The 25432-nt window shown below is 37.1% G+C and carries 25 protein-coding genes; 3 read left to right on the forward strand and 22 right to left on the reverse strand.

The window, feature by feature from the left end; translation table 11 throughout:
* Nucleotides 1-143 precede the first annotated feature (143 nt).
* The 8 genes from ABXZ36_RS11025 to ABXZ36_RS11060 all read right to left on the reverse strand — a co-directional run bounded on the left by ABXZ36_RS11025 (nt 144) and on the right by ABXZ36_RS11060 (nt 7323).
* The gene (locus ABXZ36_RS11025) at nt 144-692 is read right to left on the reverse strand and encodes a carboxymuconolactone decarboxylase family protein (RefSeq protein ID WP_354615626.1); all 549 of its coding nucleotides are present in this window, start codon (nt 690-692) and stop codon (nt 144-146) included.
* Between the two features lie 68 nt (nt 693-760).
* A complete protein-coding gene (locus ABXZ36_RS11030) occupies nt 761-1324 on the reverse strand; it encodes a TetR/AcrR family transcriptional regulator (protein ID WP_354615628.1) in 564 nt (187 codons plus the stop codon).
* A 119-nt stretch (nt 1325-1443) separates the two neighbouring features.
* A complete protein-coding gene (locus tag ABXZ36_RS11035) occupies nt 1444-2907 on the reverse strand; it encodes a serine hydrolase domain-containing protein (RefSeq protein WP_354615629.1) in 1464 nt (487 codons plus the stop codon).
* A gap of 88 nt (nt 2908-2995) precedes the next feature.
* Nucleotides 2996-3535, reverse strand: a complete 540-nt coding sequence (locus ABXZ36_RS11040; RefSeq protein WP_354615630.1) for a helix-turn-helix domain-containing protein — start codon at nt 3533-3535, stop codon at nt 2996-2998.
* 147 nt (nt 3536-3682) lie between these two features.
* Complete coding sequence (locus tag ABXZ36_RS11045; RefSeq protein WP_354615631.1) at nt 3683-4798, reverse strand: DUF2914 domain-containing protein; 1116 nt, start codon at nt 4796-4798, stop codon at nt 3683-3685.
* Nucleotides 4799-5184: 386 nt separating this feature from the next.
* Nucleotides 5185-5316: a hypothetical protein gene (locus ABXZ36_RS11050; RefSeq protein WP_354615632.1), complete on the reverse strand. Its 132-nt coding sequence runs from the start codon at nt 5314-5316 to the stop codon at nt 5185-5187.
* A gap of 91 nt (nt 5317-5407) precedes the next feature.
* Nucleotides 5408-5761 (reverse strand): DUF779 domain-containing protein, encoded by a 354-nt coding sequence (locus tag ABXZ36_RS11055; protein ID WP_354615634.1) that lies wholly within the window; start codon nt 5759-5761, stop codon nt 5408-5410.
* A 62-nt stretch (nt 5762-5823) separates the two neighbouring features.
* Nucleotides 5824-7323: an aldehyde dehydrogenase family protein gene (locus tag ABXZ36_RS11060; protein WP_354615636.1), complete on the reverse strand. Its 1500-nt coding sequence runs from the start codon at nt 7321-7323 to the stop codon at nt 5824-5826.
* A 169-nt stretch (nt 7324-7492) separates the two neighbouring features.
* Here ABXZ36_RS11060 and ABXZ36_RS11065 point away from each other — a divergent pair, with 169 nt between their 5' ends.
* Nucleotides 7493-8413: an AraC family transcriptional regulator gene (locus ABXZ36_RS11065; RefSeq protein ID WP_354615637.1), complete on the forward strand. Its 921-nt coding sequence runs from the start codon at nt 7493-7495 to the stop codon at nt 8411-8413.
* Between the two features lie 495 nt (nt 8414-8908).
* Here the strand turns inward: ABXZ36_RS11065 and ABXZ36_RS11070 are convergent, their stop codons facing one another.
* From ABXZ36_RS11070 to ABXZ36_RS11100, 7 genes are all read right to left on the reverse strand, one after another.
* Nucleotides 8909-10009, reverse strand: a complete 1101-nt coding sequence (locus tag ABXZ36_RS11070; RefSeq protein ID WP_354615639.1) for a DUF3667 domain-containing protein — start codon at nt 10007-10009, stop codon at nt 8909-8911.
* 307 nt (nt 10010-10316) lie between these two features.
* Nucleotides 10317-11732, reverse strand: a complete 1416-nt coding sequence (locus tag ABXZ36_RS11075) for an MBOAT family O-acyltransferase (protein WP_354615641.1) — start codon at nt 11730-11732, stop codon at nt 10317-10319.
* Between the two features lie 2 nt (nt 11733-11734).
* Nucleotides 11735-12772 (reverse strand): hypothetical protein, encoded by a 1038-nt coding sequence (locus ABXZ36_RS11080; protein WP_354615643.1) that lies wholly within the window; start codon nt 12770-12772, stop codon nt 11735-11737.
* A 623-nt stretch (nt 12773-13395) separates the two neighbouring features.
* Nucleotides 13396-13707 (reverse strand): fatty acid desaturase CarF family protein, encoded by a 312-nt coding sequence (locus ABXZ36_RS11085; protein ID WP_354615645.1) that lies wholly within the window; start codon nt 13705-13707, stop codon nt 13396-13398.
* 616 nt (nt 13708-14323) lie between these two features.
* Complete coding sequence (locus ABXZ36_RS11090; protein WP_354615647.1) at nt 14324-15382, reverse strand: proline iminopeptidase-family hydrolase; 1059 nt, start codon at nt 15380-15382, stop codon at nt 14324-14326.
* Between the two features lie 7 nt (nt 15383-15389).
* Nucleotides 15390-15716 (reverse strand): hypothetical protein, encoded by a 327-nt coding sequence (locus ABXZ36_RS11095; RefSeq protein WP_354615649.1) that lies wholly within the window; start codon nt 15714-15716, stop codon nt 15390-15392.
* Nucleotides 15717-15867: 151 nt separating this feature from the next.
* Nucleotides 15868-16149 (reverse strand): DUF6090 family protein, encoded by a 282-nt coding sequence (locus ABXZ36_RS11100; protein ID WP_354615651.1) that lies wholly within the window; start codon nt 16147-16149, stop codon nt 15868-15870.
* Between the two features lie 280 nt (nt 16150-16429).
* Between ABXZ36_RS11100 and ABXZ36_RS11105 the strand changes: the two genes are divergently transcribed.
* Nucleotides 16430-16762, forward strand: a complete 333-nt coding sequence (locus ABXZ36_RS11105; RefSeq protein ID WP_354615653.1) for a single-stranded DNA-binding protein — start codon at nt 16430-16432, stop codon at nt 16760-16762.
* 70 nt (nt 16763-16832) lie between these two features.
* On the opposite strand, the gene ABXZ36_RS11110 is transcribed toward ABXZ36_RS11105, so the two are convergent.
* The gene (locus ABXZ36_RS11110) at nt 16833-18389 is read right to left on the reverse strand and encodes a M20/M25/M40 family metallo-hydrolase (protein WP_435602414.1); all 1557 of its coding nucleotides are present in this window, start codon (nt 18387-18389) and stop codon (nt 16833-16835) included.
* 167 nt (nt 18390-18556) lie between these two features.
* On the opposite strand from ABXZ36_RS11110, the gene ABXZ36_RS11115 reads away from it, so the two are divergent.
* Nucleotides 18557-18997, forward strand: coding sequence for a hypothetical protein (locus ABXZ36_RS11115; protein WP_354615655.1), 441 nt, complete (start codon nt 18557-18559; stop codon nt 18995-18997).
* A 47-nt stretch (nt 18998-19044) separates the two neighbouring features.
* On the opposite strand, the gene ABXZ36_RS11120 is transcribed toward ABXZ36_RS11115, so the two are convergent.
* From ABXZ36_RS11120 to metG, 6 genes are all read right to left on the reverse strand, one after another.
* Complete coding sequence (locus ABXZ36_RS11120; protein ID WP_354615657.1) at nt 19045-19236, reverse strand: hypothetical protein; 192 nt, start codon at nt 19234-19236, stop codon at nt 19045-19047.
* A 79-nt stretch (nt 19237-19315) separates the two neighbouring features.
* A complete protein-coding gene (locus tag ABXZ36_RS11125; protein ID WP_354615658.1) occupies nt 19316-19471 on the reverse strand; it encodes a hypothetical protein in 156 nt (51 codons plus the stop codon).
* 24 nt (nt 19472-19495) lie between these two features.
* Nucleotides 19496-20056 carry a phosphatase PAP2 family protein gene (locus ABXZ36_RS11130; protein ID WP_354615660.1) on the reverse strand — a complete coding sequence of 187 codons (561 nt, stop codon included), beginning with the start codon at nt 20054-20056 and terminating at the stop codon, nt 19496-19498.
* A 112-nt stretch (nt 20057-20168) separates the two neighbouring features.
* Complete coding sequence (locus tag ABXZ36_RS11135; RefSeq protein WP_354615662.1) at nt 20169-21071, reverse strand: histone deacetylase family protein; 903 nt, start codon at nt 21069-21071, stop codon at nt 20169-20171.
* A 28-nt stretch (nt 21072-21099) separates the two neighbouring features.
* Complete coding sequence (locus tag ABXZ36_RS11140; protein ID WP_354615664.1) at nt 21100-23223, reverse strand: Tex family protein; 2124 nt, start codon at nt 23221-23223, stop codon at nt 21100-21102.
* Between the two features lie 66 nt (nt 23224-23289).
* Complete coding sequence (gene metG, locus ABXZ36_RS11145; protein WP_354615665.1) at nt 23290-25359, reverse strand: methionine--tRNA ligase; 2070 nt, start codon at nt 25357-25359, stop codon at nt 23290-23292.
* Between the last annotated feature and the right edge of the window lie 73 nt (nt 25360-25432).

Genomic DNA, 25432 nt, shown 5'->3' on the forward strand with positions numbered 1-25432 from the left:
TTCACTTCTGACGTATTCACATATATTATGAATACTTGTAATCAATACAATCATTAAACAAGGCAATTCATCCTTATACCAATTAAATTAGGCTTTCTAATACAGATTTAGAAAGCCTAATTTAAATAGCTTTTAAACTTGGGTTATTTTGTCCAAGCAAATTTCTCGAAAGGCTTGTCTACTGGTGTTTGAGCTATATGGTTCACATAATTGCTGATCACCTTTTGAGATACACCCAAGATAATCTCCAACAATTGTCTTTGCTCGTACCCAGCAGCATAAAATGCTTCAATTTCTGAATCCGTTATATTTCCGCGATTACGGACAATGGACAATGTGGTTTCGTGCAGTGTTTGGAGCTTTTCATTGGGCATAGCGGTTTTGTTTCTCAATGCCTCGGTAAGGGCTTCATCTACCTTCATCATATGTGCAATTCCCGTATGCGCAGGGATACAATAATGACACTCATGCTCAACATTTATGGTTTGCCAAACTACGGTTAGTTCATCATTGTTAAGGGTTGAATTTTCAAACAAACTGTGCAAGGTTTGGTAAGCCTCTAGGATACCAGGAGCTCCAGCTAAAACACCATGAAGGTTTGGAATCATGCCAAAGGACTTCATTGAGTTTTCCAATAAAGGTTTACTTTTTTTTGGTGCTGATTCGATAGTGTGAATTTTAAGTGTACTCATATTTTCTACTATTTAATTTAATTAATATACCTACTAAGCATTTGCTTAGCTTTTGGAGAAAAAAAAGGTTAAAGATTTTTAAACACTATTTCAACAGCATCCTTTAACTGTTTATTGTCAAAGATTTTAGAAGCAACGGATAGCCCTAAGATAGATGTCATTAGGTAGTTGGCTTCTTTTTCAATAGTTACTACATCTTTTACGGAATCCTGTTTCAGGTTATTCATAAAAAGATGTTTAATATCCGATGCAAACTTGATTAATTGTACCATTACTATTGGATCTGCATTTTCGCCCAATTCATTTACCGTATTGGTAACCAGACACCCTTTACCTACATTATTTTCTTTGGAAAACTCCAAAAAATCATAAAAGTATTGCTTGATACCTAGAGTCCCATTCCGGGATTTTTCCAACGTATCTGTAATACAGTACATTTTTCGTTTATAGGCATTTATGCTCTCCAGAAATACACCTTGTTTGCTTCCAAAACTAGCGTAGATTGAGAATTGATTAATGCCCATTTCCTTTTCTAACATACGAACGGAAGTGGTTTCATACCCATTTCTCCAGAATAAGGCCATCGCCTTTTCTAGAACTTCGTGTTCTATATACTGTTTTTTTCTAGCCATAGTTTCCTAACAACAGCACAAAACTAAGCAATTGCTTTGAAATAGAAAAATAGTTAAGATTTCTTTAGTATTTGAATGAAATATGTTGATTTTAAATCGTTTTCTTAGGCTCCATCTTATTATTTCCTATCCCATAATTCCTTCCCGGTATACAGATACTTGGTGAATAGTTCCTCATAGATTTCATTTGTATTGTCTCCGTTAAGGAAAATGACATAGCCGTTTTTCGACTTAGGAAAAAATACAGCTAGGGTACTAACCCCCGGATCTCTTCCACTATGTAGGAATAAGGTTTCATTATTACTGAACTCGGTGAGGATTTCCCAACCCAGACCAAAATAATTATTCTCACGGATTTTGGTCTGTTGTTGCTGCATTTCGGCGAACAGTTTATCTGATAGCCCTGCCCCATTAATTACAAAGGCTATAAATCGCCCGTAATCTTCTACTGTGGTAAGGAGGTTGGCTGCGGCGTTGGCTTCGTAATATTTGTAAGTAGTAATTGGCTTACCATCCTTATCAAAATTTTGTGCATATCTTGTTTCGTCCATGTTTTCATCCCACCAAAATCTAGTGTCTGTCATTCCGGCAGGCTCAAACAGCAGTTCTTTTGTTATTTCTTCAATGCTTTTACCAAGTTTGGATTCAATGGCCTTCCTGAGATATTCAAATCCTTCGCCGGAGTACTGGTATTGCGTTCCAGGTTCAAATTCAAAAGCTAGTTTGTTGTTTTCAGTAAGGTATCTCCAGTTTGGAAATCCGGTTTGGTGCGAAAGGATAATTCTAGGTGTTAATTTTTTAGTTTGCTCATCTCCTTTAATGTCGGGATCTAGCCAATAGCTATACAAATGCTCATCCAATCCTAATAAGCCCATATCAATAAGTTTTAGGGTAGTTATTGTTATAATGGGCTTGGTCAGAGAAGCGACCTTAAAAATGGTGTTATAAGGGGCTTTTGTGTTGGTGTCTAATGTCCCATAAACCTCAATTCTTGTGAGTTCTCCGTGTTCTATAATGCCCAGTCCCAACGCGGGTACTTTGTTGGTTTTTAACAACTGTTCAAGTTCCCTGACGTCCTCCTTATTAGATTGTGGTTTGTGGTGATCATAACTAAGAGCTTCGCTTAGTTTCCATATATCATTTTCCAATAGCCAAACGTGGGTGAACCTGGCAGTGCTTGTTGGGAAACCTAAATCCCCATTTTCTTTAATATAGAAATTATGGGTGCCTTTTTGTAAAGCCCCATATAGTTTGCCGCCATCATAAAGAGGAAATAGTTCCAAACTTGCTTCATCTAGCTTTCTGATTGGTTTTTTATCGGGATTAGAGCATATATTTTTCTTTGTATTTTCGAAGAATTCTTTTCGATCTTGAAACCCACCTTGGTCGTGGTAAAATTTTAAATCATTGGTTATGTGATTTTCAAGATAGTTTATATCACATTGGTTAAAACCTCTTTCAAAGAAGATGCTATCTTGTTTTTTTAAATCTTTAAATAATGGGCTATTCTTATCAACTTGTGCTTTTAGGCCAAAGGAGTTTATTAAAAGAAGTAGTGCGAAGAAGAGGGTCAGCTTTGTCATTTACATTAATTTTAATGTAAAAATCAGAAATAAGCACCGCTTGTTATTACATTAGGCCCGCCAAAAAACCGCCAATAGCGCGCCATGCTTAAATAAAACTGAAGTTTAGCCTTATGTACAAGTCCTTGTTTTTATCAATACCCGCTGTATTAATGATAATAACACATACATTGGCTAATACCAATAGTGCCATAATAATCATGGTAAACTCGTTTCCTAATGAAAACCAATTTTTTATAAGCGCAGAGACCATAAAGATGATAAAGGATGCTATGGTGATACTAATTTGAACAGAGACTATCTGTTTCGCTATTGGGTTAAATTGCTTTTTGATAATCATTATCAATAGAGGAAGTAAAATATTTACAGGCGGAAAAACACTGCCTAACAACGAAGAAAGATTAATGAACTTTAATAGGGTGTAGTTCATCACTCCTATTTTTTCCTTGGTATTCAACAATTCTGTTTCTGCTATTCCCAACGTAGTGGCCAATACTTTTAGGGTATGACCTTTTGGCGCTGTCCCAGCCTCAATACGTTGTATTGTTCTTATAGAAATTCCTGATTTTTCGAATAATTCTTTCTGAGTAAGATTTAAGCGTTCTCTGAACTCTTGTAATTTGGACATTGTTTTAGCGTCATTAAATATTTGAAAAGTGGTAAGTCATGTTAAAAATAGCAATTATTTTTTAGTTTCTTCTTTATCGCATTTTAATGCAACATCAAGGGAAAGCTGCTCCTTTATCTAGGGAATACTGAGCATACAAATGGTAGATTAGATTTTTTTCTGGACCATTCTTTTAGGGCGCAATGCAGGATTAATGACAATCTCAAAATCTATAACCCCCAACACTAATTCTTCTTCAGTTATTACCTGAACCTTCCAAAGCCCTGGTTTAACACTGTTTTTGAAGGTGTAGCCGCGGTAACCACCATCCCTACCTCCAGTAATATCATAACCAATATCTTCTACTATTTCCCATTCTTTGATAGTCTCGTTATACCATTCCCACCTATGTAAAATTGACTTTTCTAGATCTGTTGGGGCAAATATGGATGAGAAAACAAAGACACTCTCCTTTGGATCGTGTATAAATTTGAGCCTGTGATTTCTCCAGAACACGTACCACTCATCTGTTTCGTAGCTAACCAGATACTTATTGTTTTCCATTTTTATATTGTGAGCTACAATTCCAATATCCATGGCAAGGGGCACAGGGGGAATAAGCTTAAAATAGTAAAATGTATTAATTAGCGTGTAGATTGCGAGTATAATGCCTATTAGCTTTATTAAGCTTATTTCTGAGCGGGTGCTGGGACTCAAGCTGTATATAAAAATAATTAATACTAAGGTGCAGCATAAACTAACCAAACCAGATATTATAAAGATCCTGGTATTCATCTCACTTATGAAAACAGGGATAATGAAGCTGAAAAAGGTAAAGCTTATAAAAAAGTACACGCTAAACTGTAAATATTTGTTGGATATCCTTTTCTTAAGTAACTCATTGGCAAAAAATAATACGAGCAAAATGATAAAGAAGGATAGGGTTTTGGAAAGGGAAACACTTCTGGAGAAATAAATTACATAAGCACTAGAAAGTCCACCAAAGAAAAACTGTATGACCAAGGGAAGATATTCTTCATATCGTCCCAAAAGGGTATTTTTCCATCTGCCGTCATCCACTAAATTATAGAGATACAAAGTTATGGTCAGAGCGGTCATGTAGCAGCAAAGGACAATGAGGTCGTAAAGTCTATCAATACGGCCAAGTGTGAGGGAATCAAAAATAAACCCTGCGATGAAAAAAAGTATGGGAGCATATTTCTGGTGTCTCCTAATGAAACTTCGAAATGCACTATTTCTAAATCTAACCAATGCTCTTTTCATATCTTATTTACCAATTATGCCTGGAACTATATTGCCATTAAGCTACGGATTTTACAACCGGAAAATTATGGTAAACTCTAGATAATTCTATCTCTAAACGTTTTTTTATGCTTATAAGAAAAGCACCCGCATGTAATTAAGAGTGTTCGGATAGGTGCTTCCTTGTAGGAAGGTACACTATATTAAAGAAACGCTAGTATTAATTAAGCACTTAGGTTTTCTCTTTCTTTTTTATTTGCATTCTTAAGTAAGGTACACTTATACTCAATTAGAATTTTAAGTGCTATTTTTTTGCCAAAGCCAGCGTCTAATTTGGAAGGAAGTCTTCGTGCACCTGTACCCAATAGTAGTAAGATGGTTTCCCAAGAAGCATCAGTTTCATGCCGCTATTTATGTGCAGCATTTACTGGAATGGAAGTAGTGTTTTCTTTTGTAGAGGGGCCTTTTTTTTTGTACATGTTTCTTTCCGAACTACCTTTAATTCCAAGGATGAACATAGGAAACGGTGCTAATTTCATTCCAGTGATTATAACGATCCACTATTCATATAAGGGAAAGTTAAGGCAGGAAATTTGAAGGTAATTGAACATGCCCATTGTTGGCATGATATTATAAATTGAGGGCTGTGTTTTCCTCCTCTGTCAAAAGTCTTGAATGAATGATAAATCGCAGTCCAAGAGGAATTTCAAGGGAGAAACTAGATCCTCTGCCTTTCGTGATATCTACGGTTAAATGCGTGTGTTTCCAATATTCAAATTGGTCTTGGTTCATATAAAAATTCACGTCTTCAATGGTACCCAATAGGGTATCGCTTTCATCAAGGTACATATCTCCTTCTTCAAAAATCATGGGGGACGATCCATCGCAACAACCTCCGCTTTGATGAAAAATAAGTGGTCCATATTGTTCCTTTAATTGGTTGACAATCTCTGCCGCTGCTTTTGTAATAGCTATTCTTTGCATTTTTAATTTTTATAAGAAAGGCTGAATGTTGTTATTCAGCCTTTCTTTAATTTAATTAACCATTAAAAGAATCCTAATTTATTCTTATCGTAAGAAATAAGCATGTTCTTAGTTTGGCGATAGTAATTGAGCATCATGACATGGTTCTCTCTTCCAAATCCAGATTTTTTATAACCACCAAACGGTGCGTGTGCAGGATATGCATGATAGCAGTTTACCCAAACACGACCTGCTTTAATGGCTCTAGGTATTTGATACAGTTGATGGGCATCTCTTGTCCAAACACCTGCACCCAGCCCATAAAGGGTGTCGTTTGCAATTGCTATGGCTTCAGCCTCATCTTTAAATTTTGTAACACACACAACCGGTCCAAAGATCTCTTCTTGAAATACGCGCATTTTGTTGTGCCCTTCCAATATGGTAGGCTTAATATAAAAGCCCTCGGCCAAGTTACCACTAAGTTTATTGGCTTCCCCACCAGCAAGAACTTTGGCGCCTTCTTCTTTTCCGATCTTTAGATACGCTTGTATTTTTTCATATTGGTCATTGGAAGCCTGGGCGCCCAACATGGTATTCACATCGTAAGGATTGCCTTGTATGATAGCATTTGTTCTGGCTATAACGCGTTCCATAAAAGCATCATAAATACCTTCCTGAACCAATAATCTGGAAGGGCAGGTACAGACTTCCCCTTGATTAAACGCAAATAATACAGCCCCTTCAATGGCTTTATCCAAAAATGCATCGTCCTCATCCATCACGCTATTGAAGAAGACGTTGGGAGATTTACCACCTAGTTCCATGGTAACTGGATTTAGGTTTTTGGAGGCGTATTGCATAATAAGTTGTCCTGTGGTGGTTTCTCCCGTAAATGCTACTTTATCAACACGCGAACTGGAGGCTAGAGGTTTGCCTGCTTCCGGACCAAAGCCATGTATGATATTGACGACACCAGGAGGAAAGACATCGGCAATTTTTTCCATTAGCAGTGTGGCTGAGGAAGGTGTTTGTTCGGCAGGTTTTAAAATAACACAATTTCCGGTGACCAATGCAGGAGGTAATTTCCACGAAAGCATTAAAAGCGGAAAATTCCAGGGTATTATTTGGGCAATTACTCCAAGAGGCTCTTTAATGTTCATGGATAAGGTATTGGCGTCCAACTCGGATGCCGATCCTTCTTCAGAACGAATACAAGCAGCAAAATAACGCCAATGATCTATTGCCAAGGGAATATCGGCATTTAGCGTTTCGCGAATGGGCTTACCATTGTCACAGGTTTCCACGAGTGCAAATTCTTCCAAATGCTCTTCTATAATATCTGCTACCTTATACAAAAGAGTGGAGCGTTCTGTTGCAGAGGTATTTCCCCAAGCTTCTTTTGCGGCATTGGCTGCATCCAGTGCTAGTTCTACATCCTCTTTTTGGGAACGGGGATATTTAGCAATTAAACTATTGTCTATTGGGGAGGTATTTTCAAAATATTCCCCCCCAATAGGAGGAACAAACTTACCGTTAATGAAATTGGAATATTTTTCTTTAAATTTAGGTTTAGAATATATCATAGGTATGTCATTAATTAAGAATAATGTGTTTTTTAAATTAAATAAATGTAAATTATTTAATTTTATTAAAGTTAAAATATCATATTCTAATTAAATTGAACGTATTTATTATACTTTTGAACATATCTATTATAGCTAGTTTTCAACAAAATAATTCGAAATATTTAATATGAGCCAGTTATTAAGCCATCATAAGAATACCCGAAAGCTCACCACATTAGTTGAGAATAAAACCACCTATAATGCAGCGTATGCAGAGCTCAATGTTTATGAAACTCATGCCTATGCCGAGCAGGTTTCTTTAAAATTTGATTTTCCTATCATAGCCAGCATGCTTACCGGAAAAAAAATTATGCATATTGATGGCTTGGATTCTTTTGATTTTTATCCTGGAGAATCTGTGGTGATGCCTGCGAATCAAGAAATGGTGATTGATTTTCCCGTTGCGACCGAGAAATCACCAACGCAATGTCTGGCATTGGGAATTGATGCCTTTAAAATTGAGGAAGTGGTGGAAAAATTCAACTACGATGTAGCCATAGAAAATGAAAATAATAACTGGAATATAGATGATTCTTCTTCTCATTTGATCAATAACTCCGATGTCAACTTATTAATAGAGCGATTAACAAAAACCTTCATAAATAATAATAAATCCAAGGATATTTTATTGGATCTAATGATTCAGGAACTCATTGTAAGACTGCTACAAACAAAAGCCAAGTCGCTTATATTAAATAATGCCAACCATGTATTTAATGATACCAGGATGGGCATGGTCATTAAATTTATAAAGGAAAACTTAACCAATAAGGACATTACGGTAGATGTGTTGGCTGAAAAAGCCAATATGAGTGCTTCCCACTTTCATAAAAAGTTTAAAAATACGTTGGGCATATCACCCATTGACTATATTAATTCTGAAAAAATTAAGTTTTCTAAAAAACTGATCAAGGAAGGAAGGGATTTTAGATTGTCTGAAATAGCGTTCAAATCTGGATTTAACAACACCAGTTATTTCAACAGACAATTTAAAAAGCATGAACTGATCACCCCTACAAAGTTTATCCAATCTATTTCATCGATCTAATAAAAACCCATAGGGATCGATATATGGATATTGTGGCTTCAGCTTTTAGCTATGTTTACAGAAGTGGCCATTGCCTTTGGGAATTGGTAACTTAAATTTTATTTTTCTGCTTGTAGTATGTTGCTTTTGTAAAGAGAGAGACAAACAATTAATTGTTGGGATTTGACGGTAATTAATTGGAGTTTAGATTCGGTTAGGATTACATGTAGGAAAACGATTATATTGCAGGATATATACTGAATAATGGGTTATAGGCCTTGTTGCTGGCCGTGGCGTTGCCAAGGCTAAAGACAGGACGCTTGGTCTTATCTATTAACAAAGCCACCTTTTATAAATTGCCTTTATTGATGATGGGTCCTTATTAAGCACAACAGTTTGTGTATGAAGTTTAGGGCATTGCTAAGCGCTTCCTTTTTGATTTAATCGTTTATTAACCAATGATTTATATCGTATCAATCGATAACCTCTGGATAATCAATTAAGTTTTTAACAACCCTAATAAAACATAAAGGCAAATAAAGCCAATATTCCTGCCGTTAATGGTAGCACGAACAGCAGGAACAAGAACGACACAAAACCCGTTTTAATGAAGGTTAAAAACCATTTTTGTTCGTAAAATGTCCTTAATGCAATGAACAAATAGAATATCGTTGAAACGGCCAGGAACCAATCAAACCCATCTGGAATATCCCAAATCATGTTCATGCCTATTATGATGCTGAACACTGCAAATAAAAACGAAAAGTAATAAAAGCTGAATACTAAGTGATGTGAATAGCGTCCTCTTTTTAAATAAAAAATTTTCAATATAAGGGCAAAAATCGGCAGCAAGAAGAACATGGCAATAGGAAGGGTATCATAAAACGTTTGCAAAACACTTCCACCTTGACGGGTCTTATAGAATTTAAGTAGTTGAACAAATAGTTTCTTTTCTAAATATCCAGGGTCATCACTCATGCCCATTTGTTTGTATACCTGATCTTCGGGTGCATTTATCGCTATAAGCGAATCCATTACTTCTTCGTTAAAACCAAAGTTAAGTCCATTATCACCTTCAATAACTAAATTTTCACTATTAACAATAGAGTCTATTTGAGACTCGGTCATTCGAGTAAATTTACTTGTCCCCATTAAGGCTTTCTTAGTCGTTGCCTTAGCAATGGAATCATTTCGATTGGTGTCTAATAATTTTACCAATTTCAAAGAGTCTTTTACTCTTTGGTTCGTAATAGTATCTGTTTCCTTAATTAGGGTTTTCGCAAGGTTTTTATTCCACTCTTGGGCTTCTTTTCTAACGCTAAAAGAAAATAAGAAGAAAAATACTACGGAAATAAAAAGATATAATTGAGCGGGATGCAGGTAAAGTAGACGCTTGCCCTCAATGAATCGCTTGCCCAAATATCCGGGCTTTAACATCAGGGGAATAAAACTCTTAAAAAAACGCGCATCGATCGAGAAGTAATTACTTATGGTATTATAAAACAATAACCCAAGGGTCAGTTCGTCCTTGGTTGTTTGTCCACAATGAGGACAGAATTCGAATCCTACCTTGTGTTGTTTCTCACAATTCTGACAAGTTTCAACTGATTGGTTCATATGCTGATGATTGGTTTCATGAAAATACAAAAAGAATTCATCCTAAATAACCTAATTAGTATGCACATACGTTTTTAAGGTGCTTATTGAAACCCGAAAAAGAATCAAAATTCTAGTGACGACGAAAATAATTTTTGTCAATTGCTTATTTGAAGTAATTTGTAGTTTTGTTTTTCTTCATAAGGAGTACCGTACTTTCCTAAAGAATTTTATCACTGGTTATTGTTTGGTCCCGATAGCAATCGGGATTAATCTCAATGTGTTTGTTCAAGATTAGTTAGATGATATATTTTGGAATGTAATTCCATTAAAACTGAAAATATATAAACTGCTCACCACTGCCTTGTGCTATTACAATTAAGAAAAATAGTATGGCCCAAAACACCCCTAGAATCCATGGCGATGTTTTTTGTGCTACTTCTTTCATTGAGGTGTTTCGCATGGTCCAATGACACAAAAACAAAATACCAATAACAACACATACTTTAATAATGCTAAAGGAATCAATAATTTTTTCACCTTGTGGCTGCATATAGAACATAGATTTTATCATATTCCATGCCGTATCAAATTCTCTGGCTCTAAAAAATACCCAAGTAATATTAACGCACGAAAAAGTAAGGAATGCTAAAAAAATTCCATTCCATTTCGTTATTTTAAAGGGCATATACTGTTTTTGTAATTTCTCTAAAATCAGGTAAGTGCCATGCAATCCCCCCCAAATCATAAAAGTCCAAGCTGCGCCATGCCAAAGGCCACCTAATAACATGGTGAGCATTAAAGCAACATACATTCTAGTAATACCATGACGATTGCCTCCTAAAGGAATGTACAAATAGTCTCGTAACCAACTGGATAAAGAAATATGCCATCTGCCCCATAAATCTGAAAAGCCTAACGATGCATACGGATACCTAAAGTTGTCAGGTAAAATAATACCTAGCATTAAAGCAATACCAATAGCACAAGTTGAGTACCCTGCAAAGTCAAAAAATATTTGCCCAGAGAAAGCTAAAGTACCTATCCAGGCATCCATACCATGTACTAATTTAGAAGAACCAAACACATCATCAGCTGTTCCAGAAAGCAAGGTGTCTGCCAATACTACCTTTTGAAAAACACCGATGGTTAATAAAAAAAGGCCCCAAACAAATTGATTGTATGTTGCTCTTTTTTCGTCATAAAATTGTGTGATTAAATCTTTAGCTCTTACAATTGGTCCTGCAACGAGTTGCGGAAAGAAAGTGACATATAAAGCAAAATCTAAAAAGGTTCTGGCGGGTTCTATTTTTCGTTTGTATAAATCTATGGTGTACGACATCGTTTGGAAGGTGTAAAACGAAATTCCCATAGGTAGAATAATATCCATTGGCCTGGCTTGAAAATCGACACCTACCGTATTTGCTAAAGACACAAAGTTTTCTAAAAGAAAATCACCATATTTAAAAAAGGCTAAAAAACCTAGATTAACAAACATGCTTAAGAGCAACCAAAATTTTCGTTTTTGAGGATTGTCTTCTACTGCCAAACGTTTTCCTGCTGTCCAATCTACCACAGTAGAAATCCAAAGTAAAATAACTAAAGGCGGATTCCATAAACCATAGAACACATAACTTGCCAACAGCAACATTCTTTTTTTATTGGTCCAATTTAAAAGTTTTGCGTAGTAAAGTGCTAAAACAATAACCAAAAACAAAACGAAACTTAGTGAGTTAAATAGCATAATCAGTTATTTTTCGTGTTTGTAATTGCCTTATCTGCAATCATTATTTTTGCTAATTCAGTTGTAAAGTATCTTGCATCTTCAGCCGATAAATGTGACCATTCTGGACATTTTAGATGCTTAAGCTGTTCGTAATCTTCAAAATGATAGGCTTGTACATTGGTTTGCTCTACCAAATTATCCCAAAAATATTTTCTTGGTAATACCTGATTTTCACCCGCTCTTAATCCGCCAGAAGAAGGACAACGTATTAAAATTAGGTTTCCGCCTCTTGCTTTAAATTTTTCAGCATCTTTTAAAAAAAATGCCATTGTAGCTTCTTTGTCTGGTGGTGGAGCACCTTTGCCAAAATACTTCCAAACGTTAATAATGGTGTTGGCAAAAGCGGTATCTGTGAGTGTTCTTTCAATCATTTCCAAATTCCTATCCAACGAAGTTATTTCACCAAATTCATAAAAAGGGGGCATACCTTGTGGTATTCTATCGCCAATTTTTATTCTTTTTAGCAAAGCTTTTAAATCTATATTATCATCTAATTCTTGTTCTCCAGCAGACATTAACGCCAAGTTTTGTTGTAATGGCAATGACAACTGATGATTAATACGTTGTGCATAGGTTCGGTCTTGGTAATAGTCTACTTTGGATTGTGGCCACGACCAAGGCTCCGCTTTGGGAAACGTTGTTGAAAAGAATAGGCCAGGAGTTACACCAACGATTACGGTACCTGCATAAGCTGTGTTTTCAACAATATCATGAAATACGGGCAAAGGTGAGCTCCCTACATTGGCCAACTGAATTGGGCGTATACCTGTTTGATTTTCCCAGTTATCCAATTGAATATCAAAAAGTGTACGCGAAGAACCCATTAATATAATATTGTCTGGAGTTAAATCTGCAACTCTATCTCGTTGAACAGCCCAAAGTGCTTTATTGTCATCTATGGTTGGGATATAATCTTGTGAACGCCAATACAATTCCCAAGCAACAATTCCAATAGTACTTATAAGAAGAGCGCTAAGTAATGATTTTTTTAAATTCATAGAGGTTGGTTTGGTTCAAAATGCGTTTTTATTTTCGGACATTATATGCAACTCATTGGTTATGATCTCGTTGTGGATATTTGATGTCAATCAAACCTGTTTAGGATTGGATAGGTGATAAATATACGTAAACTTTTGAATTACAGTATAAAATCGATAATTAATAGGTTTTGGACCCTCTTAGCGTGCTTTGTATTGCCCAGCCAAAATGAAGGTCAACTGCTGCTAATGATCCTCATTACTTTTTAAAATTGGCGTTATAGAGGCAGGCGAGGGGCGTTGTTCTCATCTAATTATGTGCAGATTGGTGGGTAATTAAAAAAGATGATCTGGCAGAAACTAAGGGCTATTATTTATTTTAAATGCAGTCCTACATACCATTTTGCAGTCTGGCACCATACAGGGCAAACTGTCTTTGCTCGTATGTTTTACTGTGGGTTATTTATTAATTTTTAGAATACTTTTGTATCAATGAATACATTTAGGCTCTGTCAATTGGTTTTGAAATATACTCGTTGTATCCTGCTCCAATTGCCTTCTCTTTGTCGCATTCTAGGGCAAAAGCGGTCTGAGCAATGATAAATGATTTTTTATTAAATTGAGGTATCTGTTTTAAAGATTAATTAGACCAAGGAGTTATTTGTTGATATTTTTAAAAGTTTAAGAAACTTGATTATGATTTCCCAAAAATATATCCGACGCAAAATTGGATTTATAAAATTGGTCATAATGCAATAATTATGATTAAAAGATTCAGAATGATGTTTTTTGTGATGATCTTTACTTTGAATAAGTTTTAGCAGCTGTAACTTTTTAATTACATAGGACGTTTCACTTCTCCTTTGATGAGACCACTTATGTATCATATTCCAATTGGCACTAAAAAGTAGAAATAACAGAAGCTCCCAGTGAAACCCCCAAATTAGACTAGGCAAAAAATAAGACTAGAAATTTTATAGACCCCACTGGTTAGCTCCCAATATATTTTGCGAGGATTTTTATGATGTACAAGTAGTAAATTAACAGATTTTGTCAAATGCCTTCCGTTTATGACCCCACACCTATCTACGGCGAAATGAAATATCCCAGTAACAACGTCTGCAAGGAAAAATAGCAGAATAATTTTTAATAAAATCATTTGAGTTTATCAACCTTATTTTTGACTCTAACAGACGGCCGGATGATTATGATTTGATAAAATCATCTTGGGGTAGACGTTATCAGATATCTTTAAAGTCTAGTCCTAAATATAATCTTTTATTGTATTAGAATGTGATTATGTTTTATTGTAAGTACCTGCATATCCAAAAATTAGTTTGGGCCCATCAATCTTTTTCACTAGTATTTGAGCCAACACTAAATCGTTTACGATCAAAAACCAATTGTAAAGGTTTTATTATTCTAGATTCTTTAATAATGTGCAAATTCGCCAAGGGTTTAAAACAAATACGTGCTTAATTTGTTTTGGATTATTCATAGATGTGGTCTCAAACCCATATCATCAGGTACACCTTGTTATTGGTCAGGTTTTCCAATTATCAATTAGCTAACCTATTTATTATCTACATCCTTAATAAATTGGATTAATCCACTGAAATAGGTTTTTGGATCATCGTATTGCGATAAATGGCTCCCATTGGTGGTTAAACTTCTACCATTTTGAACTTGGGTACTCATCCATTGCATGTACTTAGGGTCCATGGTGTCATATTTCCCTCCAATCATCAACGTAGGTATGATTAATTCTTTTAGTCTATTAGAGACATCCCAACCTTTTAAGCTAGCATTGCCTGTAACTCCAAACTCGCTATAGCCCTGCATAAATATGTAGATATTTTGATTGAGATGTTTAAAGCTCCTTATAACGGATTCTGGCCATTTTTCGAGTGGCATTCTTAAAAAGTGTTCGGTGTAAAAATACTGTGTAACGAGCTCGGTATATCTTGGATTTTCAAAATCTTCTTGGGCTTCCAGTTCCATAATTTCTTGATAGACTTCTGAGGGCATTTGTGGGCCTAAAACTTCTTTTGAAAACTTTTCATATTCAGGAATACTGGCCACCATATTGGAAATGATAAGTCCCTTTAAGTTTTCTTGATATTTCAGCGCATATTCCATTGCCAAGATACCGCCCCAAGATTGCCCAAGGAGATAAAAATTGTCTTTATTTAAGTTTAATGCTTTTCGTACCTGCTCCACTTCCTCTACAAAGTGTTCGGTAGTCCATAGTGTGGAGTCGTTAGGTTGGTCACTATAATAAGATTCTAATTGGTCGTAATAGATGTATTCAATTTCTTCATTTGGTAAATAGCCATCAAAGCATTCAAAAACTTCGTGTGTGGCTCCAGGTCCCCCATGGAGTAATAATACCTTTATCTTAGGGTTGTTTCCTACTCGTTTTGTCCACACATTAAATGTACCTTTTGGTGTGGTAATTGGAATCATTTTAATACCACCTGTAAGCTGGTCATAACTATTAGAATAATCAAAATAGCTTGATGTTTCAGAAGTTTTTTGATTCATTTGTTTTTCTGCACAGCCGATAAATAGGACCAAAGAAAGGAGCATAAGACCGCACTTTACTATCTTTTTGTTTGTTTTTAGTTTCATATTGATTTTAGTTACAATTAATTATTTTTAATATTATTATGCTTTCGTTATTTTCCAATTTCATTTTTATATTTTCATATGCTGAAATATAGGAACTGGACATAAAAGTCATGATGAATAAGCCATTTTTATATTCTCTACTTTCAAATAAAGAATTGAAAATATCTAATCTTATTTTCTGCTCTTCAATGGTTTTTGTTCTTGTAAATACTGGGAATAGTTGGTCTATATTTATGTGTTTGGAAGCAGGTTTTGAAATGTATTCACGGTAGTCAAATGTTTCATGAACTATGTTTAAATTGTTTGCTTTATAGAGTTCCTCTAATTCAAGCAAACCACTTTTATAGAATCATTTGAGATTAAATTCAGATTTCCAGAATTTGAAAGTTCCAAAAAGGTTGTGTTGTTTGGTGAGAAATTTTCTTCCATTAATGAATTGATAACATTTTTGGCTTATTTAGTTAAGTGAGGAGCAGGCATACCATTCATGTGTTGTGTAAGTTTTTGGTTCCCAAGCAACCTGCCTTTTTAAACTTAATTAGGTATTCTAATCTTACAATATCCTTCTTTAAATCAAGAACAATATTTGTTAGATATTTTGCCTCCCTGTTTTTATCTATTTTCTCTATACCCCAGTTATTTACTTGGAAAGCAAGAAGAATCCCAATCATTACTAAAATTATTTCTCCTAGTGCATACTTCAGATACTTTCCAGTTTTGCCTTCTGTAAGTAAATTTTGTCTAATATTTCTAAAGAATTTCAACATTGGTTATTTGTTAGCTCCCATTCCTATTGAGATAAATCACAACTAATAAGCAAAGTGAATAGGTGCTCTTCATTAGGTAGTTGTGCCTAAATATAGAATATAATTGTCAATAAGTTCTTTTAGGAATACTAAAACTATATTGAATACAAACGACTACAAACGTTTGTAAACGAAAGTAACTATTTCCAAACCGAGTGCAACGAAAAGAGGGTGTTAGGTTTGTACCGTCGAAACATAGGAATTCGATAGTATGAACTGTAAAACCATTAAAATTTAAATTATGAACGCACTTAGAAACAGAGTACAGTTGATTGGTAACTTGGGGAATGACCCAGAAATTGTAAATATGGAAAGCGGTAGCAAACTTGCCAAATTTTCCATAGCTACTAACGAAACCTACAAAAACACAAAAGGGGAAAAGGTAACCGATACCCAATGGCACAATGTAGTAGCTTGGGGCAAGACTGCTGAGATTGTAGAAAAATACCTTGTAAAGGGTAATGAGGTAGTAATAGAGGGTAAGCTCACGTCCCGTTCCTACGAGACCAAGGAAGGCGAAAAGCGGTACGTTACCGAAATAAAATGTAATGAACTTTTAATGTTAGGAAAATAGAACCTTTACATTAAAAGCCCCAGAATGGATACGCTCTTTCTGGGGCTTTTTTATTGGTAGTGGTTTGTGGTTATTCGTTTTTTCCTCCATCACGGTTAGGAGATCTCGTCGCTGGCCAGGTCATTTGCTCTCCAGTTCTCGGATTCATAGGCAGTACTGACTTTTCCTTAGAGGTTCTATCTGGGTCCTCACTGGCCATATAGGCCAAAATGGCGGTTAGGATGGCGTTGTTTCTTACATCATCAAATACAATTTTATCATAGGTATCCAAATTCGTATGCCAGGTATAATTAAAATAGCTCCAGTTTAAGGAACTCAATGAAAATGCAGGGGCACCTTCCGCTACAAAAGAGGCGTAATCCGATCCTCCTCCTCCGGGAGTACCTGGAAAGGTGGTTTCTATCTCTTTGGTAATAGACTCTGGTGCGGCCTCTAACCAGCTACCCATATAATCGTAAGCGTTTAAAAAGCCCTGCCCTGAAATACGGACCACCCTGCCAGTTCCATTGTCTTGGTTAAAGAGTGCCTGAACGCCTTCTACGATTTCGGGATGGTCTTCCACAAAAGCACGGGAACCATTTAAGCCTTGTTCCTCACTGCCCCAATGCCCCACAATAATTGTGCGCTTTGGGTTGGGATAGATCTTTTTAAGGATACGTGCGGCTTCCATCATGGTAATGGTACCAGTGCCATTATCTGTAGCACCTGTGGCGCCATCCCATGAATCAAAATGTGCGGAAAGAATAATATATTCATTGGGTAATTCTGTTCCTGGGATTGTTGCAATGGTATTAAAGGTGGGAACGGTACCTAATTCCTTGGATTCTGCCATCACTTTAATAATAGGTTGTTCTCCGTGTTCTACCATACGGTACAGCAAACCATAATCTTCTAAAGAAAGATCTACTACAGAAATCTCCGTGGTATTAGCACTAAAGATTTTATTGGCACCAAAACCTTCGGACCAACGGGATTGGATGATACCAATGGCCCCTGCCTTTTCCAAAGCTCCGTTTATATTCCTACTAGTATATCCTGTTTTTTTAATGCGCTCTCTCCAAGCATCGTTCTGTGCATCCCGGTCGTTTTTCATTTTTTCGAAGGACTCCTTTGTGGCAAATTCCTCCCAATTATAATCGGGCCTGCCCGTTGGTTGTATCATGGAGACCATCACAAATTTGCCCTTGACATTTGGCAACCATTTCTTAAAGGCCAAAGAATCTGCCACATCGGGGATGATGATCATTCCTGCTGTAATTCCTTTTTTAGGGGTGCTTGGACTCCAGGCCAACTGCATACCGCTTAGACTTACCACCCTAGGAGAAACAAGGTCTACATGGGTAATTCCACGCTCCCATCCGCGCCATTGACCCCATTTTTCATTTTTGGCCGTAATGCCCCATTGCGCATACTTTTCAACGGCCCAGTTGTGGGCTTTCTGCATTTGCGGAGTGCCTACCAAACGTGGTCCTATGACGTCCATAAGTTCATGGGCCAAAGGCTCCAATTGGGAATTTTCATTGGCCTCTTTTACTATTTTATCGACAATATCTTTTGTAGTCTGTGCAAAGGCAATAATGCCATGCAGCATAAAAAACACTAATAGAAATGGTAATTTTTTTTTCATGGACAAAGGTTTGTTAAAAGTTGAATGTACTAAGATACTAATTTAGTACTCTAGTTGAAAAGGATAAATTTTAAAGGGTGGTGTAGAAATTTTGGTAGGGTTTTTTCAACTTCAATTGTTACTGTAGTAGAAGCGTAATAGTAATAAAGTAGAATTTAATTTTTGATATGAAACAGATACAGACGTTAATGGCTCTAGGATTGTTCATAGGTTCATTTTCTGCCTTTGCACAAAATGAAGAAGGCAATGAGGAGCAAAAATTATCTTATTATGAGCAAAGGGCACAGCAGGATGCTACGTATGAACAAGAATTGAGAACGGAGAATGAAGAAGAGGCAGAAGAATTTTGGGAAGACCAACAGGCTTATGAGAAAGATTTAAAGAAAAGGGATAAAAGAGCTTATAAGGCCTATATGAAAGGTAAAAGGGATACCTACCAAGAACATGCCTGTCATTGTAACCACGATCATCACAGTGCTCATTTCTATTATTATGCCGACTATTATTATAGTTCCCCGAGGTATTATAGAAGTTCCCCTAGAAGGAGTACAATTAGCACAGGGGTTAGAGTTGGAGCCCCAAGAGTACGGTTGGGAATTGGATTGTAATGAAAAAAGAGAAGAAAAAACACCGCCATTTGGCGGTGTTTTTGATTTTATGCGGCATATTCATTTAAGAGATCAAAACAAGGACAGCGTTTACATCTCTTGTCTTCCGACTTTTTATATTTATCACAACATTTGGTTTTACAACCATGGGGAGTCATTGCTTTAGGAAGTTTTTTTTGCTTTTTTTTGATCCCTTTATTGCGCTTCTTTTCTTTCTTTTTACCTTTCTTTTTCCCCAATCTATTTTGCTTGACGATGGATCGCAAAATTAATTATTTTGAATCAATCTAAATAAAAGGCAATGTTAAAATTTTTAGATTAAAACCGAAGGGTAACGCCCATAGTTCCAGGACCAAAATTTAGATCCCAACTCATATCCTTGGTTTGGTCATTATATTTCTGATCGTATTTGGAATCTAAATAGCGGTCTATGGATTCTACGGTAAAAATACTAATAGCAACACTTATCGCCACATCACTAAGCCAATGTTGCCCATCTCAGATCCTAGAGACTCCCGGAATAAGTCCAACAGAATATATCCCGGCTTTGATCCAAGGTCTCTTAAACTTTTTGGCTATGGCATAGGCATTTGTAAATGCCAGCATGGTATGGCCAGAAGGGAAGGAGTGAAAATTTCTACTTGGGTTAAAAGGATCAAAGGTGTCCTTTCCCAAACCGGCAAGGGGGCGGGCACGACCAACTGCAGATTTTAGTACTTGTTGTAGGAGTCCGCCAGAAGATGCTGAAGCAATTAACAATACCCCTGTTCTTCTCAGCTTTTCATTTTTCAGGGCCAATCCGGTAAGATAAACCCCTGCCGTGGCGAGATAATTGTTCTCTGGATTACCATAAGATTCCCCATACTCCCTTAATAGTTTGGGAACATTTTGCTGTTGATCCCTAAAAAACCTGGAGGTATCGTCGTCAATGAGAGAAAGGACACCGGTGCCAGCAATCACTTCCCTAAAATTGAGCCATTGTTTCCCTTGCCAGTGTAGTGGTCTAGAATAGGAGTATCCTATACTTTTAAAAATATTCCCCATATCATAGGTGAACATGTCTCATCTCTTATCGTTAGCGGAGGAATCAAATTTTTGTGCCATTACCTGCAAGCAAGACAGGAACAGCATCAAAATAATAATTTTCTTCATTGTCAAAAACTTATTTATTTCAAAAATATAGTTCTTTTGCCACCCGAAAGGTATTCGCATGGGCTTCAATAATGGTTTTAAGATCTGGGGAATAACCACCGCCCATAGAACATTGAACAGGAAGTTGCTTTTCTTTGCATGTTTCCAAAACAAACTGGTCTCTTTGCTTACAGCCAGCTAAAGTTAGGCCCAACGTACCCAATTTGTCCGTTTCAAGGACATCAACGCCACAGAGGTAGAAAATAAAATCGGGTTGCACATTCTTGATCAATTGAGGTAGGGTATCTTTTAGTATCGTTAAATACTCTGAATCTGTTGTCCCTTTTTTTAGGGCGATATCCAAATTGGATTCTTCTTTCCTAAAAGGATAATTTCCTGCCCCGTGCATAGAAAAAGTAAAGACCGATAGATCATTCTGGAAAATTTCAGCGGTGCCATTACCTTGGTGCACATCCAAGTCTACAATCAATATTTTTTTTGCTAGGCCCTTTGCCTGTAGGTATCGGGCTCCAATGGCCTGATCATTGAGCATGCAAAACGCTTCCCCGCGATCTGTATAGGCATGGTGAGTTCCCCCAGCGATATTCATGGCTATACCATGCTCCAATGCAAATTCGCAGCCCTTCATAGTCCCATCAGCAATGATCATTTCCCGTAACACAAGATCTTCATTTAATGGAAAGCCAATCTTTCTTGCGTCTTTTGACGAGATCTTCATGTTTAAGAGGTCATAGAAATAATCGGGCTCATGAACTGCAACGATATATTTATCATTGGGAATTTCAGGCTCAAAAAAATCGGAGGGAGAACAGGTGCCTTCCAAAATTAATTGTTGGGGCAAGAGTTCATATTTTTCCATCGGGAACCGATGCCCCTTTGGAAGGGGATGGGTATAAATGGGATGATGTGCTACTTTAAACATAGGGCGTTGTGAGGAAATGCTTTACTAGTTATTTGTGCAGTGCCAGCTGTATCCTTTTTCGAGAAACATCTACCTCCAAGACTTTAACGATTACCTGTTGGTGTAGGGTTACGTGCTCATTGACATCCTTTACAAATGTATCGGATAGGTTGGAGATATGTATGAGGCCACTTTCTTTGATGCCTACATCTACAAAGCAACCAAAGTTGGTGATGTTATTCACGATACCAGGTAACAATTGTCCTTCCCTTAAATCTGTAATGGTTTTTATGTTCTGGTTGAAGGTAAATACCTTGGCCTTTTTCCGTAGGTCTAGCCCCGGTTTTTCCAATTCTTGTATAATATCTTGGAGGGTGGGTAACCCAATGGTGTCTGTAGTATATGCTTTTAGATCAATGGTCTGTAATTCCTTTTTATTTCCTATGAGCTGTGATATGGCAATTCCTTTGTCCTTAGTCATTTTTTGAATAATGTCATAGCTCTCCGGGTGAACTGCTGAGTCGTCCAAAGGGTTTTTAGGGTTTTTGATGCGTAGAAAGGCAGCTCCTTGCTCAAAGGCTTTTTCTCCCAAGCGCGGCACTTTTTTTATGGCTGCCCTACTGGCAAAAGGACCATTTTCATTTCTAAAGGCCACGATATTTTCTGCAAGTTTTGGTCCTATTCCGGAGACATAGCTCAAAAGGGATGTACTGGCGGTATTAATGTTAACTCCCACAAAATTCACGCAGCTTTCCACAACGGTATCCAAGGAGCTTTTAAGTTTGGTCTGATCCACATCATGTTGGTACTGTCCCACCCCAATTGATTTGGCATCTATTTTTACAAGTTCGGCCAAAGGATCTGCCAAACGCCTCCCTATAGAGACAGCACCTCGAACGGTTACATCATAGTTAGGGAATTCATCCCTGGCAATTTTAGAGGCAGAATAGATGGAAGCCCCAGCTTCACTAACAACAAAAACTTCTATCGGATTTTTAAATTGGATACGCTTTATTAGCTGCTCGGTTTCACGGGAGGCCGTTCCATTTCCAATGGCAATTGCTTCAATCTTATGCGCATCAGTTAAGGAGCTAATTTTTTTAATTGCTCCGGAAGTCTCGTTCTGAGGAGCATGCGGGTAGATGGTCTCATTGTGTTCCAGATCGCCTTGGGCACTTAAGCAAACTACTTTGCAGCCACTTCTAAAACCTGGGTCAATGGCTAGTATCCGCTTTTCACCCAAAGGAGAACCTAATAAAAGTTGTTTTAGGTTTTTGGCGAATACGCTGATAGCAGCCTCATCTGCTTTTTCCTTGGCAGCTTTTAAGGTTTCATTGGAAAGGGAAGGTAATAATAGGCGTTTATAGGCATCTTGGATTGCCAATTTTAGTTGATCCGAACATGAATTGTTAGATTTTATAGTACGGTCCTCTATTTTAGAGAGGGCCTTATCGTCATCAATTTCAATTTTTACCCTAATAAAACCTTCGTTTTCTGCTCTAAGAATAGCCAAGAGTCGATGGGAGGGACACTTGCCCAAGGATTCACTCCATTCAAAATAATCCCGAAACTTTTGTGCCTTTTCATCATCTTTCTTTGTAGCGATTACCTTGGTGGTGATCTGTGCGAACTTTTCCAACTGAAGGCGAATCTGGTTTCTAATATCCAGACGTTCATTGATCCATTCGGATATGATGTGTCTAGCGCCTTCTATGGCTTCATCCTCGTTGGGGATATCATTAGTCACATATTGAGAAGCGATATACTCTATTTCATCTGCATTTTGGGCCATGATGATTTTGGCCAATGGCTCCAGGCCATTTTTTCTCGCCGTTTCCGCCTTGGTCTTTCTGCTCTTTTTGTAGGGAAGATAGATATCCTCCAAAGTAACAAGGTCATTTGTGGCTTCAATGGTTTTTTTAAGCTCGGGGGTCAATACTTCCTGCTCCTCCAATGCTTTTAAAATTCCCTTTTTGCGTTTTTCTAACGCTTCATACTGGGCCTTAAAGGTGACAATATCCCCAATTTGTACTTCGTCTAAGTTTCCCGTGCGTTCTTTTCGGTATCTGGATATAAAAGGTACCGTACAATCTTCATTAAGTAGGGCAACAGTATTCTCAATACTTTTTGTAGGCAGTTGGGTATGTTTGGCAATGTAGGGGATCAGTAGCATATTTTTTTAATAAATTTAGAAGGTCAAAAACCTCTCAACTTTGCTCGAGGGGCAATAATCAAATGGTTAATTTATTGTTTCCCCATTGCCAACACCCTCGGTATCTGTATTAACAAAGACTAGTTTTCCATCTGTATTTTCCGTCATCAAGATCATGCCCTCGCTATCTACACCTCTAAGGGCTCTAGGGGCTAAATTGATCAAAACAGTAACTTTTTTACCGATGATCTCTTCTGGGGTAAAGCTTTCCGCTATCCCTGAAACAATGGTTCTTATATCCAAACCAGTATCTACTTTCAACACCAATAATTTTTTGGCTTTAGGCATTTTTTCTGCCTCTAAAATGGTTCCCACACGCATGTCCAATTTTGTAAAATCGTCAAAGGTTATAGTGTCTTTTTGGGGTGTTACAACCTTGTTCATTTGCTCGTTTGCTTTTTTTGTAGCTTCTAATTTGTTTAATTGCTTCTCTATGGTTTCGTCCTCTATTTTACTGAACAAGAGTTTCCCTATTTTAATTTGGTGTCCTGCTGATAAAAGATCTTCTTTTGTCCCAACATCGTTCCATTTCAAATCCCTGTTAATGGCCAGCATATTTTTTAGTTTTGTCGCTGTAAAAGGTAAAAATGGTTCACTCAATATGGCTAAGGCAGAAGAAATCTGAAGTGCAACGTACATAATAGTCTTCACCCTTTCTCCATCTTCTTTAATTACTTTCCAAGGCTCTTCATCTGCTAGATACTTGTTCCCCAAACGTGCTAGGTTCATTAGTTCTTGACTAGCTTCACGGAAGCGATAACGCTCAATGGAACTGGATAAGATAGAGGGGTATTTTTTAAGTTCGCTCAAAGTTTCTTTATCTACATTTGTGAACGCAGCTGGGCTAGGAACCACACCATCGTAATATTTATTGGTCAACACCACAACACGGTTAATAAAATTCCCAAATATGGCAACCAGTTCATTGTTGTTCTTTGCTTGCAGGTCTTTCCAGGTAAAGTCATTGTCTTTGGTCTCTGGAGCATTAGCGGTAAGCGTATATCTAAGTACGTCTTGCATATCAGGGAAATCTACCAGATACTCGTGCAACCAAACAGCCCAATTTTTGGACGTGGATAGTTTATTGCCTTCCAAATTCAAAAATTCGTTGGCAGGTACATTTTCTGGTAGGATGTAATCTCCGTGGGCCTTGAGCATACAGGGAAATATAATACAGTGGAAAACAATATTGTCCTTCCCAATAAAATGCACCATTTTGGTGTCCTTAGCTTTCCAATAAGGTTCCCAGTCTTTTCCTTCTCTAGCGGCCCATTCTTTTGTGGATGAAATATAACCAATAGGCGCGTCAAACCATACATATAGGACTTTACCTTCGCCACCTTCAACAGGAACAGGAATACCCCAATCTAAATCGCGGGTTACGGCTCGTGGTTTCAATCCTTCATCGATCCAAGATTTGCATTGACCATATACATTGGGTTTCCAATCGCTCTTATGACCTTCTAAAATCCATTCTTTCAAAAAGTCTTCATATCGGTCCAAAGGCAAAAACCAGTGTTTGGTTTTCTTCATGGAGGGTGCTGCTCCAGAAATAGTTGATTTAGGATTGATAAGATCTGTAGCGTTCAAGGTAGAACCGCAGTTCTCACATTGATCGCCATAGGCCTCTTCATGTCCACATTTAGGACATGTACCTATAACAAAGCGGTCTGCCAAAAATTGTTTGGCTTCGGCGTCATATAATTGTTCTGTAACCTCTTCTATAAAATCTCCTTTTTTGTAGAGGGTCTTAAAGAATTCCGATGCTGTATCGTGGTGTATTTTTGCAGATGTTCTAGAATAATTATCAAAAGTGATTCCAAAATCTTCAAAAGATTGTTTGATGATCCCATGATATTTATCAATAATTTCTTGAGGGGTTACCCCTTCTTTTTTGGCTTTCATGGAAATGGCCACCCCATGTTCGTCACTGCCGCAAACAAAGGCAACGTCTTTTCCGTTTAAGCGCAGGTAACGGGAATATATATCAGCTGGCACATAGACCCCTGCCAAATGACCAATATGAATTGGACCGTTGGTATAGGGAAGGGCTGCGGTAATGGTATATCTAGATGGACTTTCTTGATTCTGAGACATCAAATATGGATTTGGGCACAAAAATAAAGATTTTTGTCAGGGTGCAACCTACAATGACCCAAAAAAGAAAGGC

The organism is Sediminicola arcticus (genome assembly GCF_040566695.1).
Classification (GTDB): domain Bacteria; phylum Bacteroidota; class Bacteroidia; order Flavobacteriales; family Flavobacteriaceae; genus Sediminicola; species Sediminicola arcticus.

Coding starts and splice junctions, on each gene's coding strand:
- metG (WP_354615665.1), bottom strand. CDS start 25,359: ATGTCTCAGAATCAAGAAAGTCCATCTAGATATACCATTACCGCAGCC.
- ABXZ36_RS11060 (WP_354615636.1), bottom strand. CDS start 7,323: ATGATATATTCTAAACCTAAATTTAAAGAAAAATATTCCAATTTCATT.
- ABXZ36_RS11075 (WP_354615641.1), bottom strand. CDS start 11,732: ATGCTATTTAACTCACTAAGTTTCGTTTTGTTTTTGGTTATTGTTTTA.
- ABXZ36_RS11110 (WP_435602414.1), bottom strand. CDS start 18,389: ATGAAAAAAAAATTACCATTTCTATTAGTGTTTTTTATGCTGCATGGC.
- ABXZ36_RS11035 (WP_354615629.1), bottom strand. CDS start 2,907: ATGACAAAGCTGACCCTCTTCTTCGCACTACTTCTTTTAATAAACTCC.
- ABXZ36_RS11045 (WP_354615631.1), bottom strand. CDS start 4,798: ATGAAAAGAGCATTGGTTAGATTTAGAAATAGTGCATTTCGAAGTTTC.
- ABXZ36_RS11065 (WP_354615637.1), top strand. CDS start 7,493: ATGAGCCAGTTATTAAGCCATCATAAGAATACCCGAAAGCTCACCACA.
- ABXZ36_RS11030 (WP_354615628.1), bottom strand. CDS start 1,324: ATGGCTAGAAAAAAACAGTATATAGAACACGAAGTTCTAGAAAAGGCG.
- ABXZ36_RS11080 (WP_354615643.1), bottom strand. CDS start 12,772: ATGAATTTAAAAAAATCATTACTTAGCGCTCTTCTTATAAGTACTATT.
- ABXZ36_RS11025 (WP_354615626.1), bottom strand. CDS start 692: ATGAGTACACTTAAAATTCACACTATCGAATCAGCACCAAAAAAAAGT.
- ABXZ36_RS11055 (WP_354615634.1), bottom strand. CDS start 5,761: ATGCAAAGAATAGCTATTACAAAAGCAGCGGCAGAGATTGTCAACCAA.
- ABXZ36_RS11140 (WP_354615664.1), bottom strand. CDS start 23,223: ATGCTACTGATCCCCTACATTGCCAAACATACCCAACTGCCTACAAAA.
- ABXZ36_RS11100 (WP_354615651.1), bottom strand. CDS start 16,149: ATGTTGAAATTCTTTAGAAATATTAGACAAAATTTACTTACAGAAGGC.
- ABXZ36_RS11115 (WP_354615655.1), top strand. CDS start 18,557: ATGAAACAGATACAGACGTTAATGGCTCTAGGATTGTTCATAGGTTCA.
- ABXZ36_RS11105 (WP_354615653.1), top strand. CDS start 16,430: ATGAACGCACTTAGAAACAGAGTACAGTTGATTGGTAACTTGGGGAAT.
- ABXZ36_RS11040 (WP_354615630.1), bottom strand. CDS start 3,535: ATGTCCAAATTACAAGAGTTCAGAGAACGCTTAAATCTTACTCAGAAA.
- ABXZ36_RS11070 (WP_354615639.1), bottom strand. CDS start 10,009: ATGAACCAATCAGTTGAAACTTGTCAGAATTGTGAGAAACAACACAAG.
- ABXZ36_RS11135 (WP_354615662.1), bottom strand. CDS start 21,071: ATGTTTAAAGTAGCACATCATCCCATTTATACCCATCCCCTTCCAAAG.
- ABXZ36_RS11050 (WP_354615632.1), bottom strand. CDS start 5,316: ATGAAATTAGCACCGTTTCCTATGTTCATCCTTGGAATTAAAGGTAGT.
- ABXZ36_RS11130 (WP_354615660.1), bottom strand. CDS start 20,056: ATGTTCACCTATGATATGGGGAATATTTTTAAAAGTATAGGATACTCC.
- ABXZ36_RS11090 (WP_354615647.1), bottom strand. CDS start 15,382: ATGAAACTAAAAACAAACAAAAAGATAGTAAAGTGCGGTCTTATGCTC.